Source organism: Kitasatospora sp. GP82, from assembly GCF_029892105.1.
Lineage (GTDB): Bacteria > Actinomycetota > Actinomycetes > Streptomycetales > Streptomycetaceae > Kitasatospora.
This window is the reverse complement of record NZ_JARZAJ010000023.1, coordinates 83,866-99,291: the sequence shown is the minus strand read 5'-3', so window position 1 is coordinate 99,291 and position 15,426 is coordinate 83,866. Positions and strand designations below refer to the sequence as shown.

Annotated in this window: 13 protein-coding genes; 11 read left to right on the top strand and 2 right to left on the bottom strand. The window is 70.7% G+C overall.

Annotation, left to right across the window (positions count from 1 at the left end; translation table 11 throughout):
• Positions 1–288 precede the first annotated feature (288 nt).
• The gene (locus P3T39_RS24030) at positions 289–1,059 is read left to right on the top strand and encodes an NAD(P)H-binding protein (RefSeq protein ID WP_280700889.1); all 771 of its coding nucleotides are present in this window, start codon (positions 289–291) and stop codon (positions 1,057–1,059) included.
• 133 nt (positions 1,060–1,192) lie between these two features.
• Positions 1,193–2,176 (top strand): DUF4349 domain-containing protein, encoded by a 984-nt coding sequence (locus P3T39_RS24025; RefSeq protein WP_280700888.1) that lies wholly within the window; start codon positions 1,193–1,195, stop codon positions 2,174–2,176.
• Positions 2,177–2,296: 120 nt separating this feature from the next.
• On the opposite strand, the gene hemE is transcribed toward P3T39_RS24025, so the two are convergent.
• Positions 2,297–3,310, bottom strand: coding sequence for a uroporphyrinogen decarboxylase (gene hemE, locus P3T39_RS24020; protein WP_280700903.1), 1,014 nt, complete (start codon positions 3,308–3,310; stop codon positions 2,297–2,299).
• A 232-nt stretch (positions 3,311–3,542) separates the two neighbouring features.
• Between hemE and P3T39_RS24015 the strand changes: the two genes are divergently transcribed.
• From P3T39_RS24015 to P3T39_RS23995, 5 genes are all read left to right on the top strand, one after another.
• On the top strand, positions 3,543–4,193 hold the full coding sequence (locus P3T39_RS24015) for a DUF3000 domain-containing protein (protein WP_280700886.1): 651 nt from the start codon (positions 3,543–3,545) through the stop codon (positions 4,191–4,193).
• Between the two features lie 322 nt (positions 4,194–4,515).
• On the top strand, positions 4,516–5,232 hold the full coding sequence (locus P3T39_RS24010; RefSeq protein ID WP_280700884.1) for a response regulator transcription factor: 717 nt from the start codon (positions 4,516–4,518) through the stop codon (positions 5,230–5,232).
• 258 nt (positions 5,233–5,490) lie between these two features.
• On the top strand, positions 5,491–6,738 hold the full coding sequence (locus tag P3T39_RS24005) for a ribonuclease D (protein WP_280700882.1): 1,248 nt from the start codon (positions 5,491–5,493) through the stop codon (positions 6,736–6,738).
• A gap of 419 nt (positions 6,739–7,157) precedes the next feature.
• Positions 7,158–8,375: an acetyl-CoA C-acyltransferase gene (locus P3T39_RS24000; RefSeq protein WP_280700880.1), complete on the top strand. Its 1,218-nt coding sequence runs from the start codon at positions 7,158–7,160 to the stop codon at positions 8,373–8,375.
• A 2-nt stretch (positions 8,376–8,377) separates the two neighbouring features.
• Positions 8,378–10,504 (top strand): 3-hydroxyacyl-CoA dehydrogenase NAD-binding domain-containing protein, encoded by a 2,127-nt coding sequence (locus P3T39_RS23995; protein WP_280700878.1) that lies wholly within the window; start codon positions 8,378–8,380, stop codon positions 10,502–10,504.
• A gap of 129 nt (positions 10,505–10,633) precedes the next feature.
• Here P3T39_RS23995 and P3T39_RS23990 read toward each other — a convergent pair whose 3' ends face one another.
• Positions 10,634–11,560, bottom strand: coding sequence for a rhamnogalacturonan acetylesterase (locus P3T39_RS23990; protein WP_280700876.1), 927 nt, complete (start codon positions 11,558–11,560; stop codon positions 10,634–10,636).
• A gap of 267 nt (positions 11,561–11,827) precedes the next feature.
• Here P3T39_RS23990 and P3T39_RS23985 point away from each other — a divergent pair, with 267 nt between their 5' ends.
• Genes P3T39_RS23985 through P3T39_RS23970 form a run of 4 tightly spaced genes read left to right on the top strand, consistent with a single transcriptional unit; the run spans position 11,828 to position 15,416 of the window.
• Complete coding sequence (locus P3T39_RS23985) at positions 11,828–12,571, top strand: rhamnogalacturonan acetylesterase (protein WP_280700874.1); 744 nt, start codon at positions 11,828–11,830, stop codon at positions 12,569–12,571.
• A gap of 43 nt (positions 12,572–12,614) precedes the next feature.
• Positions 12,615–13,373 (top strand): Ig-like domain-containing protein, encoded by a 759-nt coding sequence (locus tag P3T39_RS23980; RefSeq protein ID WP_280700873.1) that lies wholly within the window; start codon positions 12,615–12,617, stop codon positions 13,371–13,373.
• 13 nt (positions 13,374–13,386) lie between these two features.
• Positions 13,387–14,094: a peptidase inhibitor family I36 protein gene (locus P3T39_RS23975; protein ID WP_280700872.1), complete on the top strand. Its 708-nt coding sequence runs from the start codon at positions 13,387–13,389 to the stop codon at positions 14,092–14,094.
• A gap of 11 nt (positions 14,095–14,105) precedes the next feature.
• Positions 14,106–15,416, top strand: a complete 1,311-nt coding sequence (locus P3T39_RS23970) for a phosphodiester glycosidase family protein (RefSeq protein WP_280700871.1) — start codon at positions 14,106–14,108, stop codon at positions 15,414–15,416.
• Positions 15,417–15,426: the final 10 nt, after the last annotated feature.

Below are 15,426 nucleotides of genomic sequence, written 5' to 3'. Positions count from 1 at the left end.
ACACGGACCCGACCGCCACGAGATCATGGAACCGAGTCCGTGTCGCGACACAGAAAGCCGGACAGTTGGGGGGAATCCCCTATCGAACGCCCTCTTAGAGCCACGGTCAGTTCCGTGACGAGTTCGCCGTGCCACCAGCGCTGCGGGGACGTAACCGCTGGTACGAACCTCTCGCCACGACATCGACGCCATCCCACCCTGCGAAAAGTTCTTCGGCGAAGCTGTCACACCCGACCTGGCTGTCCCGTCCTCTCTCTGTAACCGCAAGCTGAGGCGAAGGGCTGGGCAATGGAGAACACCGTGCTGGTGACCGGGGCGACCGGGGTACTGGGCCGTGAGGTGCTGGAGCGGATACGGCGCAGCGGCGTGCCGGTACGGGCGCTCACCCGGCGGAGCCGCCTGCCGGAGGACCCGGGGGTGGAGTGGTTCACCGGGGACCTGGTCACCGGCGCCGGGCTGGACGAGGCGGTCGGCGGCGTTCGTACGGTCATTCACTGCGCGAGCGATGTCCGGCACTTCAAGCAGGACATCCCGGCGCTGCGGAATCTGATCGCGGCGGCGCGGCAGGCCGGGGTCGAGCACCTGGTCAACATCTCGATCGTCGGGGTCGACCGGATCCCGTACCCCTACTACCAGGTCAAGCTGGAGGGCGAACGGCTGCTGGAGGCGTCGGGGCTCGGTTGGAGCAATCTGCGCGCCACCCAGTTCCCCGAGCTGCTGAACACGGCCTTCGGGGTCCTCTCCAGGCTGCCGGTCGTCCTCGTGCCGGCCGGGACCGACTGCCAGCCGGTGGACCAGGGCGAAGTGGCGGACCGGCTGGTCGAGTTGGCCATGGGCGCTCCGGCGGGCCGCGCACCCGACATGGCCGGGCCGAGGGTGTACTCAATGTCGAGGCTGGCCAGGGACTGGCTGCGGGCGGCGGGCAGGCGCCGTCCGGTGCTGGCGGTTCACGTTCCGGGGCGGATCGGCTCCGGCTTCCGTGCCGCGCTCACCGCACCCGACCGTGCGGTGGGGCGGCGCACCTGGGAGCAGTACCTGGCCGAGAAGGTCGCCCGCTGACGACCCGGACCCGATACCGACCTCAACGCGACCGTACCGTAACCGAGTTGCGACCCACCGAGGGATCCCAACGCCACTCGCCGCCGTCCAAGCTGCGCAGAACCGATGGCAATGGGCGGGGAGGAAAAGGAAGATGGCACACCGGGGACGAAGGCCGGCACTGGCGGCGGCCGGTTCGATCGCAGTGACGGCGGCACTGCTGCTGGGCGGGTGCAGCGGATCGTCGGGGGGCTCGGCGAGACCGGCGGCGGCGAGAGGGGACGCGGCGGCCGGAGCAGCCCAGGGCCCGGCGAAGGAGCCGGCCAGGCCGGGCGCAGGAGCGCCTTCGCCCGCACCCTCGGCGACCGGCCCCAGCGCGGTGGCGGCCCGGCTGATCAGCTACACCGGCCAGATCACCGTGGCGACCGGGAACGTCGACAAGACGGCCGACGACGCACGCGCACTCGCCGAGACCACCGGCGGCTATGTCGCCGACGAGTCGGTGACGGGTGCCCAACCGGGTCCCGACGGCGAACCCGCATCCGGAGGTTCGGTCTCGGCGCACCTCACGCTCAAGGTGCCCTCGGCCTCGTACGAGCAGACCTTCGACCGGGTGGCCGGTCTGGGCACGGTGGAGACCCGGAGCAGCCAGGCCGAGGACCTGACCCAGCAGGTGGTGGACATCGACAGCCGGCTGAAGAGCCAACAGGCCAGCGTGGACCGGGTCCGAGCTCTGATGGCGGAGGCCAGGTCGCTCTCGGACGTGGTCTCGCTGGAGAGCGAGCTCAGCCGTCGGGAGGCGGACCTGGAGTCGCTGCAGCACCAGCAGCAGGAACTCTCTGGCCGCACCTCGCTCTCCACCATCACGCTGCAGCTCCAGAAGCAGACGGCAACCCCGGCAGCCCGGCCCGGGAAAGCCGACGGCTTCTGGTCCTCGGTCGGCGGCGCACTCGTGGGCGGCTGGGACGTCCTGGTGGCGATCCTGCGCGGCCTGCTGATCGCCTGCGCGGCACTGGCACCGTTCCTGCTGCTCCTCGCACCGCTGGGCGCACTCGCCTGGCACCTGCTCCGCCGCAGGCGCCAATCCCGGCCCGGAGAAAGCAAGGACGGCGACGAGCCCACCCCAGCGGCAGAGTGACGCCACCGGGCAACCCGAAGGGGCGCGGGGGCCCTGCTTGATCAACCGCGTGCGCGACCAGCCCGCTACGGCGGGCAGGGTCTATCGCGCAGAGCCCCGCGCCCCTGAACCGGTGTCCGGCTAGCGTGCGCTGGTCTCGTGCACGAACTCGACCAGCCTGGTCAGGGCGTCCGGGTCCATGCTCGGCATCACACCGTGGCCGAGGTTGAAGATGTGCCCGCTGCCGCCCAGCGCCTGGGCGGCGTGCAGCACCTCACGGGCCTTGGTCTCGACCACGCGGGTGGGGGCGAACAGTACGGCCGGGTCGAGGTTGCCCTGCAGGGCCTTGCCGTGGCCGACCCGCTCGGCGGCGACGTTCAGCGGCACCCGCCAGTCCACGCCGACGACGTCCGCCCCGGCCTGGCCCATCAGGCCGAGCAGTTCACCGGTGCCGACGCCGAAGTGGATCCGCGGCACACCGTACGGGGCGACGGCGTCGAAGACCTTGGTGCTGGCGGGCATCACCGAGCGGCGGTAGTCGTCCGGGGCGAGCGCGCCGACCCAGGAATCGAAGAGCTGGACCGCCGAGGCACCCGCCTCGATCTGGATCTTCAGGAAGGCGGAGGTGATGTCGGCCAGCCGGTCGACCAGCGCGGCCCAGAGCTCGGGCTGGCCGTACATCATGGCTTTGGTCTTCTCGTGGCTCTTGGACGGGCCGCCCTCGACCAGGTAGCTGGCCAGGGTGAAGGGGGCGCCGGCGAAGCCGATCAGCGGGGTGGAGCCGAGCTCGTCCACGAGCAGGCCCACGGCCTCGGTGATGTACGGCATGTCGTCCGGCTCCAGCGGGCGCAGCCGCTGGAGGTCGTCGAACGTGCGGATCGGGTCGGCGATGACCGGGCCTACGCCCGGCTTGATGTCGACGTCGATGCCGACGGCCTTCAGCGGCACCACGATGTCGCTGAAGAAGATCGCCGCGTCCACCTTGTGCCGACGCACCGGCTGGAGGGTGATCTCCTTCACCAGCTCGGGCCGCATGCAGGACTCCAGCATCCCGATGCCCTCGCGCACCTTCAGGTACTCGGGCAGCGAGCGGCCGGCCTGGCGCATGAACCACACGGGCGTGTGCGGCACCGGCTCACGGCGCGCAGCGCGCAGAAGCGGGGAGTCGTACGCCGCGCCCCGGCGCGCGGGGGCCTGCTGACCGGTCTGGGCTGGCGGGGTCGCCGCGGAAGTCTCACTCACGGTCCAAATCTTCGCATGTACCCCGGACTGCCCCCTCGGCGGCGAGTCGTGCGTTCCTCCAAGATCTCGGACCAGCCGGGCTCCGGCACGCCGCAGGTGCGAAATATGCTCGGATTGCGGCGTCGGCCGACCTAGGCTTCAGAGCATGGCAGCGGTCGGCGGGCACCCCGCACAAGGTGGTGGGACGGGCAAGGAATCGGCGCCGATCGAGTTCCGCGCTGCGGTCGAGGCACTCGGTACGGCGCGGCTGCGGCCCGAGTTGCAACTCTCGGCGGCCCCGGCACCCCGGCGGCTCGCCCCCTACGCGTACGCGCTGACCGCCACCGTCGAGGTGGAGGGCGAGGAACTGGCGGACGGCCGGCTGGTGCTGCTGCACGACCCCGTCGGCCAGGAAGCCTGGCACGGCGACTTCCGGGTGGTCACCCTGACCCGGGCCGAGCTGGAACCGGAGATCGCCGACGATCCGATGCTCTCCGAAGTCGGCTGGTCCTGGCTGCTGGACGCCCTGCAGAGCCACGGCGCCGGATACGCCGAGCCCGGTGGCACGGTGACCCATGCCTCCTCGCACTACTTCGGCGCGCTGGCCGACCGTGAGCCGTCCACCGAGATCGAGATCCGCGCGTCCTGGACCCCGGCCGACGGCCGCTTCGAGCGGCACCTGGCGGCCTGGGGCGATCTGCTGTGCGCCTGCGCCGGGCTGCCGCCGAGCTCGACGGCACCACTGCCGCTGCCCGACGCCCCGTCACTCGGCGGGGTGGTTCCGATGCCCGCGCGACGACGCCCGCGCTCCCACTGAGGGGCGACGGGCAGAGCGTTCGAGGCCGGTACGGGACAAAGCCACCCGCAGGACTGACGGCATGTGACTTCGGCCGTGCTCTGTGTCAATTCGCTGTCCTGACTTGATCGGTGAGTGCTAATTCCGATCGAATCTGTGCGATGTCGGGGCATGTCGCATCAGTCATCTGCACGATTTGTCCGTATTGTTACTCACTAGATCGTGATCTTTCGCTAAAGCCGGGCACGGTTGATGCCGAAGGTGTCTGTGACCCTTTCCAAACGCGGAACACTCCGACCGCCCCCTCGGGGTTCCGTCCGCCACTCCCCGCAGGAGGCCCCTGGTGTCGGTCCTTCTTGAGCACCCCGCAAACGTGGTCGCATACCGTCCGACGAAGCCCACCGCCATGGTGGTCATCGCTGATCCCCGAGTCAGAAGCACCGTCACCCGGCATCTCTGGGCCCTCGGTGTCCGCGACGTCATCGAGGTCTCCTCGATCGCCGAGGCCCGTCCCCGGGTCGCCACCCCACGCGACATCTGCGTCGCTGATGTCCACCTCCCGGACGGCTCCGGGCTGACCATCCTGGCCGAGACCCGCGCAGCGGGCTGGCCCAACGGCCTGGCGCTCTCCGCCGCCGACGACATCGGCGCGGTCCGCAGCGCGCTGGCCGGCGGCGTCAAGGGCTATGTGGTCACCGGTACCCGGACCAACATCGCCATGCCCGGCCGTCCCGGGATGCCGCTCGGTGCCGCCGGGCTGGGCGGCCGGATGCGGCGTCCCGGGATGCCGGGCATGCCCGGTGCGGTCGGCGCTCCCGGTGCACCCGGAGCCCCCGGTGCTCCCGGCCTGCAGCCCTCGGCGTACCGCGAACTGTCCGGCCGAGAAGTGGAGGTACTGCGGCTGGTGGCCGAAGGACAGTCCAACAAGGCGATCGGTGTCGCCATGGGACTGTCGGCGCTGACGGTCAAGAGCCACCTGGCCCGGATCGCCCGCAAGCTGGGCACCGGCGACCGGGCCGGAATGGTCGCGGTGGCGCTGCGGACCGGCATCATCCACTGACATCGGCGTGCCGTACCTCAGCAATCGACCAAGCCATCAGATCCTGAAGCCCGTAGAGCAAGTGGCAGCCCGGAGGAACGTTTCCTCCGGGCTGCCACTTGCTCCCTCCTCCTGCCCCCACCCCTCGATCTGACCCGTACGGCGGAACGGCGGAAGAGAGCGCTCCCCCGGCCCTGGTACGGCGCTGGCATATGTCCCAATACGGTCTGACCAGTCCGACAACCCTCCCGGACTCGGGTGCCGTCGTACCCTTGGTGGGTGACCGACGCCGTAGCAGCCATCCCAGAAGAGACAGCCCCGGTCCCGCTCCTTGAACCCAGGGAGGGACTTCCACCCGTCGTGGTGGACGAGGCGGCACTCGCCGAGACGATCGCCGCCTTCGCCGCGGGCAGCGGCCCGGTCGCCGTCGATGCCGAGCGGGCCTCCGGCTACCGCTACGGGCAGCGCGCGTACCTGATCCAGCTACGGCGGTCCGGTGCGGGCACCGCGCTGATCGACCCGATCGCCTGCCCCGACCTCAGCGCACTCGGCTCGGCACTGGCCGACACCGAGTGGGTGGTGCACGCGGCGACCCAGGACCTCCCCTGTCTGACCGAAGTCGGCATGCGTCCGCGCCGCCTGTTCGACACCGAGCTGGCCGGACGGATCGCGGGCTTCCCCCGAGTCGGACTCGGCCCGATGACCGAGAACGTGCTCGGCCTCTCACTGGCCAAGGAGCACTCGGCGGTGGACTGGTCCACCCGCCCGCTGCCGGAACCCTGGCTGCGCTACGCCGCTCTGGACGTCGAGGTGCTGGTCGAGCTGCGTGACGCACTCGAACAGGAGCTGGACGCCCAGGGCAAGCTCGGCTGGGCCCTGGAGGAGTTCGCCGCGATCGCCGATGCGCCGCGGCCCGCCCCTCGGGTCGACCCCTGGCGCCGCACCTCCCAGCTGCACAAGGTCCGGCGCCGGCGCCAGCTCGCCGCCGTCCGCGAGCTCTGGCAGACCCGCGACAAGATCGCGCGGGAGCGTGACGTCTCACCTGGACGGGTGCTGCCCGACGCGGCAATCGTCAATGCCGCGCTGGCGATGCCGCAGAATGCGCCGGCGCTGCAGGCCGTCCAGGGCTTCGGGCCCCGGGTGAACCGCAGACAGATCGAGCAGTGGCTGGCCGCACTTCAGCGGGCCCGGGAGATCCCGGAGGCCGAGCTGCCGCCTGCGGCGGCTCCGCACGACGGTCCGCCACCGCCGCGGGCCTGGGCCGAGAAGGATCCGGTGGCGGCGGCGCGGCTCTCCGGAGCGCGCGCGGCCGTCAGTGAGCTGGCCGAGGCGAAGCGGCTCCCGGCCGAGAACCTGATCACCCCCGACCTGGTCCGCCGGATCTCCTGGGAGCCGCCCGCCGCGCCGACGGCGGAGGCTGTTGCGGCCTCGCTGCGTGCACTGGGCGCCCGCCAGTGGCAGGTCGACCTCGTCGGCCCGGCCATCGCGGCGGCCTTCTCGGCGGCAGCCAAGACGGTCAGCGCGTAGCCGCAGGGGCACGGGCACCGTCAGGCGCAGGGGTGCGGGGCTCTGCTTGATCAACTGCGTGCGCGAAAACGGAAGGCGTCAACGTTCAGCCGGGTCCGGTGGGCATGTGGCGCCCCGCAACCCTGCTCTGACGGTGCCCAGTTGCCCTCCGAGGGACAGTGCGGCACCGACTCCTTCCCGATTCGCGCACGCAGTTGATCAAGCAGAGCCCCGCACCCCTCACCTCCTCACGCCCCTGACTGCCTTCGCGTCGTTGGCCGCCTTGGCGTTGCCGACGTGGTGCGGGACACACCGGGTGATCCGGGTGCCGCCCCTGGGCAAGGTAGTTACCGGCGGGTAGCATGGCCGTGAAGCAGCGCCGCTCCAGCTATGGGACGTCGACTGCGTTAAACGTCATGTCCCCTGGGAGGAGAGCCCCCGTGCCTCGTACCGCGAGGGACGTCGTCTTCGTTGACGGCGTCCGCACCCCGTTCGGCAAGGCCGGCCCGAAGGGCATCTACCACGAGACCCGTGCCGACGACCTGGTCGTCAAGTGCATCCGTGAGCTCGTGCGCCGCAACCCGAACCTGCCCGTCGAGCGCATCGACGAGGTCGCCATCGCGGCCACCACGCAGATCGGCGACCAGGGTCTGACCATCGGCCGTACCGCCGCGCTGCTGGCCGGTCTGCCGAAGTCCGTTCCGGGCTACTCGATCGACCGCATGTGTGCCGGCGCCCTGACCGCCGTCACCGCGACCGCGGGCGGCATCGCCTTCGGCGCCTACGACCTCGTCGTGGCCGGTGGCGTCGAGCACATGGGCCGCCACCCGATGGGCGAGGGCGTGGACCCGAACCCGCGCTTCGTCTCGGAGAAGCTGGTCGACGAGTCCGCCCTGTTCATGGGTATGACGGCGGAGAACCTGCACGACCGCTTCCCGCACCTGACCAAGGAGCGCTGCGACGCCTACGCCGTGCGCTCGCAGGAGAAGGCCGCCAAGGCGTACGCCAACGGCGACATCCAGCCGGACCTGGTGCCGATCGCGATCCGTAACACCAACCCCGCGGCCGGCGAGACCGGTTGGGGCCTGGCCACCACGGACGAGCCGATGCGCCCGGGCACCACGATGGAGAGCCTGGCGGGTCTGAAGACCCCGTTCCGTCCGCACGGCAACATCACCGCGGGCAACTCGGCCGGTCTGAACGACGGTGCCACCGCCTCCCTGCTGGCCGCCGAGGATGTCGCCGAGGAGCTCGGCCTCCCGGTCAAGATGCGCCTGGTCTCCTACGCCTTCGCGGGTGTCGAGCCCGAGGTGATGGGCATCGGCCCGGTCCCGGCGACCGAGAAGGCGCTGGCCAAGGCCGGTCTGACGATCGACGACATCGGTGCGTTCGAGGTCAACGAGGCGTTCGCCGTCCAGGTGCTGTCCTTCCTGGACCACTACGGCATCGCGGACGACGACGAGCGCGTCAACCCGTTCGGCGGCGCGATCGCCTTCGGGCACCCGCTGGCCTCCTCCGGCGTCCGGCTGATGAACCAGCTGGCCCGCCGCTTCGAGCAGCGCCCCGACGTGCGCTACGGCCTGACCACCATGTGCATCGGCTTCGGCATGGGCGGCACCATCATCTGGGAGAACCCCCACTTCGAGGGTGGTAAGTGAGCATGAGCACCACTGAGCTGCTGCAGCGCGGCGCCGAGCTGTTCCCCGGCGAGGTCGTCACCACCGCGCACGTCCGCCACCTCGACCTGCCGCTGCAGGCCGGGAAGCTGGCGCTGATCACGCTGGACAACGGCTTCGACCACACCAAGCCGACCACCTTCGGCCCGGGTTCGCTGATCAAGCTGTCCGCGGCGCTCGACCAGGTCGAGGCCGAGGCCGCCGAGGGCCGGATCGTCGCGGTCGCCATCACCGGCAAGCCGTTCATCTTCGCGGTCGGCGCCGACCTCAAGGGCGTCGAGATCCTCAAGGAGCACGGCGACGCGCTTGCCATCGGCAAGGGCGGCCACGAGGTCTTCAAGCGGATCGCCGCGCTGCCCGTTCCGAGCTTCGGCTTCTACAACGGTGCGGCGATGGGCGGCGGTGTCGAGGTCGGTCTGCACTGCACCTACCGCACCATCAGCGCGGGCGTCCCGGCCTTCTCGCTGCCGGAGGTCTTCCTGGGCCTGGTCCCGGGCTGGGGTGGCTGCACCCTGCTGCCGAACCTGATCGGTCCGGCCAAGGCTGTCAAGGTCATCATCGAGAACTCGATGGCCCAGAACAAGCAGCTCAAGGGCAAGGACGTCTTCGAGCTCGGCATCGCCGACGCCATCTTCGAGCCGGCCGACTTCCTGGAGCAGTCGCTGCTCTGGGCCGCCAAGGTGCTCAAGGGCGAGACGGTCGTCGAGCGCGAGGAGATCGACCGCGGCAAGGCCTGGGACGACGCCGTCGCCTGGGGCCGTCTGGTCGCGGACGCCAAGGTGCACGGGGCGGCTCCCGCTGCCTACAAGGCGCTGGACATCATCGCCCAGGTCAAGGACCAGGACCTGCAGGCCGGTTTCGACGCCGAGGACGCGGCGCTGGCCGACCTCATCATGAGCGGCGAACTGCGCAGCGGGATCTACGCCTTCAACCTGGTGCAGCGCCGGGCCAAGCGCCCCTTCGGCGCCCCGGACAAGTCGCTGGCCCGTCCGGTCACCAAGGTCGGCGTCGTCGGCGCCGGTCTGATGGCGTCCCAGCTGGCGCTGCTGTTCGCCCGTCGCCTCGAGGTGCCGGTCGTGCTGACCGACATCGACCAGGAGCGCATCGACAAGGGCGTGGGCTACGTCCACGGCGAGATCGACAAGCTGCTGGACAAGGGCCGGATCGGCAAGGACAAGGCCAACAAGCTCAAGGGCCTGGTCACCGGTGTGCTGGACAAGGCGGCCGCCTTCGGCGACGCGGACTTCGTGATCGAGGCCGTGTTCGAGGAGATGGGCGTCAAGCAGAACGTCTTCGCCGAGCTGGAGGCCGTGGTCTCGCCGACCGCGATCCTGGCGACCAACACCTCCTCGCTGTCGGTCACCGAGATGGCGTCCAAGCTCCAGCACCCGGAGCGTGTGGTCGGCTTCCACTTCTTCAACCCGGTCGCGATCCTGCCGCTGCTGGAGATCGTCCGCGCGGAGAAGACCGACGACGCCTCGCTGGCCACCGCCTTCGGTGTGGCCAAGAAGCTGAAGAAGACGGCCGTCCTCGTCAAGGACGCCCCGGCGTTCGTGGTGAACCGGATCCTGACCCGCTTCATGGGCGAGATCCAGAGCATCATCGACGAGGGCACCCCGATCGAGTCGGTGGAGAAGGCCGTGCTGCCGCTCGGCCTGCCGATGTCCCCGATCGTGCTGCTCGAACTGGTCGGCCCGGCCATCGCGCTGCACGTTTCGGAGACCCTGCGCGGCGCCTTCCCGGAGCGGTTCACCGTCTCCGAGAACCTCGCCAAGGTGGTCAAGGCCGGCAAGCGCGGCTTCTACACCTGGGTGGACGGCCAGCAGGTCCTCGACCCCGAGGTGCTGGCGCTGCTCTCCTTCGGCGACACCGTGCTGACCGAGGAGCAGGTCCGCGAGCGCGCGCTCAACGCCGTCGCGCAGGAGATCGGCCTGATGCTGGACGAGGGCGTCGTCGGCGAGGCGCAGGACATCGACCTGTGCATGATCACCGGCGCCGGCTGGCCCTTCCACCTGGGCGGGATCACCCCGTACCTGGACCGTGAGGGTGTCTCGGAGCGCGTCAACGGCAAGCGCTTCCTGGCTCAGGGCGTGGCCTCCGTGCCGGCCTGACAGGGCGCCTGAGCAGTAGCCGGGGCCGGGACCGCAACTGCGGTCCCGGCCCTGTGGCGTGCGTACGGGAGCCTGTCTCCGACGACTCCCGGGCAGGTAGTACCCGGCGGGGCCGGCCGCAGGCGGGGTTCAGCCCGCGAGGGCGGAGTCCGGGACGTCCGTGCGCTCCAGGCCCTGGAAGTCCTCGGCGGGCAGGATGTGCTCCGCGTCCAGCCGCTTGGCCACCAGCTGCGCCAGCTCGATGGCGCCGTGCGTCTGGAAGTGCGTCTTGTCCTGTACGCCGTCGGGGTAGTTGGGCGAGGCGCCGGGGGCCAGCCAGAGGAAGTCGCTCTGCGCGCCCTGCGGGCCGTGGGCGTTCCAGATCGCTGTGCTGAGGGCGGTGAGGTCGATCAGCGGCACCTGGTCGGCGACGGCCACCTGCCGCATGGCGGCGGGGAATTCGCCGTGCGAGGGAGTGATCCGGCCCGTCCGGTCGAAGTGGTAGCGCTCGGCGGGGCTGACCAGCACGGGGACGGCGCCCTTGGAGCGGGCGCCGTCGACGAACTGACGCAGATTGGCCTGGTAGCTGCCGAACGGGTCGGTGTGGACCACCGCTTCGGGCCGCTCGTCGTTGTGCCCGAAGCCGATCAGCAGGTAGTCGCCCTTCCTGATCTCGGCCAGGATCTGGGTCAGCCGTCCCTCGTCGATGAAGCTCTTGGTGCTCGCACCGACCTTGGCCCAGTTGTGCACCGTGATCCGGCCCTGGTTCAGGAAGACCGGCAGGGCCTGGCCCCAGCCCGTCCGCGGCGCGAACTTGGCCGGGTAGGCGGCGGCCGTGGAGTCGCCTGCTATGTAGATCCGGGGGGCGTCAACAGAGCCGCCCGCAGGGCCGGTGGGCGCAGCGCTGACGGCTGGGTCGGTCGCCGCCGGGTCGGTGCCCGGCTCGCTCGCCCCACCGGTGCTCGTGCTCCCGTCCGATCCGAGCAGGACGGACCCGCCCCACACCAGCGCCACCACCGCGACCAGTGCGGCCACCGCGCCGATCACCTGTGCCCTACCGAGCCTCCAGACAGCCACCGCGCCACACCTTCTTCCGGCTCCCGTAACGGCCGGAGCCTACCCGGCCGTTCTGCGGCGGCTCGGACCGGCCCGGCCCTCCGGGCCTCGGCGGGAGTCCGAACTCATGGACGACCGATCAGCGGGTCGGCTAGAGTGACCGTCTATTTGCCCACTATCTACCCGGCGACGATGACGCGTGCGCAGCGGGCATGCACGCGCAGAGGGACGGTCATGCAGTACGGAGGGCCTCGCCCACCCAAGGTGTTCCTGGCGGGCGACTCCAGCGTGACGACACGTCAGGCCAGCTTCGTGCCGATGACCGGGTGGGGGCAGACGATGCAGCTCTTCATCCACCCCGAGATCGAGGTGGTGAACTGCGCCCGCCCCGGTGCCAGTTCCAAGAGCTTCGCCGACCGCGGCCGGCTCCAGTGGATCCTCGACCACCTGATGCCCGGCGACTACCTGCTGATCTCCTTCGGCCTGATCGACGAGAAGACCGATGCGGGCCGCCACACCCTGCCGTTCGGCTCCTTCCAGGACTACCTGCGCCTCTACATCGAGGGCGCCCGCGAGCGCCTCGCCCACCCCGTCCTGGTGACCACCCACGAGCGCCGCGGCTTCGACGGCCACGGCAACCTGAACTGGGCGCTGGGGCACTACCCGGCGGCGATGCGCGAGTTGGCGGCGCAGACCTGCACCCCGCTGATCGACCTGTACGCGCAGAGCATCACCTGGTGGCAGCAGCTCGGCCCGGAGGGCACCAAGGGGATCTTCCTCTTCCTGGCGCCGGGCGAGCACCCCAACTATCCCGAGGGCATCGAGGACAACACCCATCTCAAGCCGGTCGGCGCCATCGAGTGCTCGCGCTTCGTCGCCCGCACGCTGGCCGAGCAGGGCATCGTCCCGCCGCACTGGGTGGTCAACCTGGAGCAGCCGCAGTTCCCGGCCGAGGCGATGGGCTGGCTCGACGACGAGACCCACGAGGCCCTGGTGAAGGCCAGAACCGTCCAGACCGGAACCGCGCAGTGACCGCCCGCCGTGCGCCGGCGCAGAGCCGAGGAGAGACCGGCCGATGGAGCATCTGATAGCCCGCGTCCAGGCGGTCCACCAGCAGCGCCCCGAGCTGTCCATGACGCTCGACCTGACCTCGGAGACCGACCCGGCCCTGCCGCTGCTGCCCGGCCAGCAGATCGACTTCACCCTGACCCTGAACCCGACCGGTTCGGGATTCCGCTACTACGGCTACCTGATGGAGGAGTCCTTCACCAAGGTCGCCACGCTCAAGCGCGTCCGCGGGCTCGGCCACCTGGAGAAGCAGAAGCGCTACGCCACCTACGCGACGGCCAACACGCCGCGCACCGCCGGGTTCTCCCTGATCGTCAACCAGACCGTCCCGTCGGACGGCATGCTGCTGCCGACGATCTACGCCGGTGTGATCGCCCAGGAGGGCCAGAAGATCAGCTCCTGCCGGCCGCTGGGCCAGGTCGCCTACCGGGTGCTGCCCACCATCGCTCCGCCCAAGCTGCTGGTCGTCACACCCGGCACCAACGGGATCATCCCCGCGCTGGCCGCCGAACTCGCGCCCAGCGCCCGGCTGATCGGCGTCTCCCCGCCCAAGCGCGGCATGATCGGCGTCACGCCGGACGGCACCGTGACGTACTACCCCGAGCAGGGCTTCATCGGCTACGACCGCCTGTTCTACACCGTCGAGGACTCCGCGCACCGGATCGCGCGCGGCGAGATCACCATCTTCGTGGGCCACCCCTACGAGACCCCGGGCATGCTCGCCGCCCCGGCGGGACAGGTGGCACCCGGATACCCGGCGGGGTAGGAAGCACCCGTACGTGACCACACCTCTTCGCAGAGCCGCTACGGGCGTCCTGGCGGTTCTGCTGGCCCTGCTCTGCGCCTACCTCGGCGTCCGGTACTCCTCCTCGTCCGACCGGAGCGGGAACTGCGCGACCGGTAGGTTCTGCCTCTACGGCGGCAGCGGCAGCGCGCTGCTCTCCACGGCCGAGCTGGCCGTCCAGGAGAACGTCGCCGCCGGTGGCGTCGGCCCGATCCGCACGGTCGACAACCGCAGCCAGTACTGGGCCTGCCTGTACGAGAAGCCAGCCTTCGGCGGCCAGGTCAGGGAGATCGCGCCGGGCAGCAAGCAGAGCTGGGGCGGCTTCGCCAAGCCCTCGGACGGCTTCGCCTCGATCAAACCCGCGGAGTCCCAGGCCGGTTGCCTCAGCGGCTACGAGCGCTGCCCCGAGCGCTCGCTCTGCCTGTTCCAGGAACCCAGCGGGCGCGGTCCGTTGAAGTCCTGGACCGCCGCCGCGTCCGGGTACGGCTCCGACTGGCCCGGCAGCGCGGCCTCGGTCTGGAACCGCACCCTCTCCACCGCCTGCCTCTACCGCAACCCCGACTACAGCGGCCGGTGGACGGCCGCCGACGGCAAGCGCTACGACGCCTTCGTGGTACCGCCCGCAAGCAGCACCACCCTGGGCGACCCGTACGTTGCGGGCGTCGGCTCGCACAAGTTGGTCACCGACCCTTCCGCGTGCTGACGAAGGACCAGATGCGAACCCACTCCCTCCCGCACGGGCTGCGCCGTCTCGCCGTGGCCGGTACGACGCTGGCCGCGCTGGGCATTGCGCCGCCGCCCGTGAAGGCGCACGCCGACGCCGGTGACGTGCTGGGCAGCCCCTCGGCCGTCACCGTCCTGGCGCCCGGCATCACCCGCACCACCTACCCCGGCGGCAAGCACACCTGGCTGGCCGTCAATGTGCTCAGGATCGACCCGGACGTCGCGCCGCTGACCCTGCGCAGCACCGTCGGCGCGGCCGCGGGCAGCGCCGAGCCGGTCCGCCGGGCGCTCGCGGACACGGATCTCGTCCCGCCGCCGCTGGCCGGGGTCAACGGCAGCTTCTTCGACGACGATCTGGCGAAGAAGTACCAGCTGCCCGAGGGCGACCCGGAGGGCGTCTCCATCCAGGGGGGCGTGCTGCTCAGCGAGGCCAGCGGCGGGGGCGTACTGCTGATGCAGCACGGCCGCCCCTACATCACCACCCTGAAGACCGACATCGCGGTCTCGGCCGGCGGTTCGAGCACCGAGGTGCACGGCATCAACCGGCATCCGGGCCGGATCCCCTGGGAGCGGCCCGTCTCCGACAAGGGCAACCTGCTGGTCGGCTTCCAGGGCGACCTGGAGGCCGCACCCGACACCCAGGTCTTCGCCAACGACGACGAGATCGTGCTCTTCACCCCGGAGTACGGCATCCCCACCCCGGAGCCGCTGAAGGGCTCCGAGGCGGCGCACGCCGACGACCCGGGCGTGGAGGTGGTGCTGGACCGCAGCGGGACGGTGCGCTCCTTCCACAAGGGGCGCGGCGGCACCACGGTACCGGCCGGGGGAAGAGTGCTCCAGGGCATCGGCAAGGGCGTCGAGTGGCTCACCGCCCATGCACAGGTGGGCAGTTCGCTGACGCTCACGGAGAAGGTGACCGACACCCGCTTCGGGGACGAGATCCCCCTGAGCCGCTCGCTCTACGCCGTCTCGGGACGCCTGATCATGCGCCAGGACGGCAGGAGCATGTACAGCGGCTCCGGCGGCGACCGGCACGCCAGGACGGTCGCCGGGGTGGACAGCGAGGGCAAGGTACTGCTCGTCACCGTCGACGCCGACGACGACCAGCCCGGTATGGACTACAACCAGCTCAGCGACCTGCTGGCCGCCCTCGACGCGACCGACGCCCTGAACATCGACGGCGGCGGCTCGACCACCCTGGTGGTCGGCGGCAGCCTGGTGAACAAGCCCTCCGACGGCTTCGAACGCCCGGTCTCCGACGCGGTGTACGTGACCCAGGGCGGCTACGGCGTGCAGCACTGAGCCGCGTGGC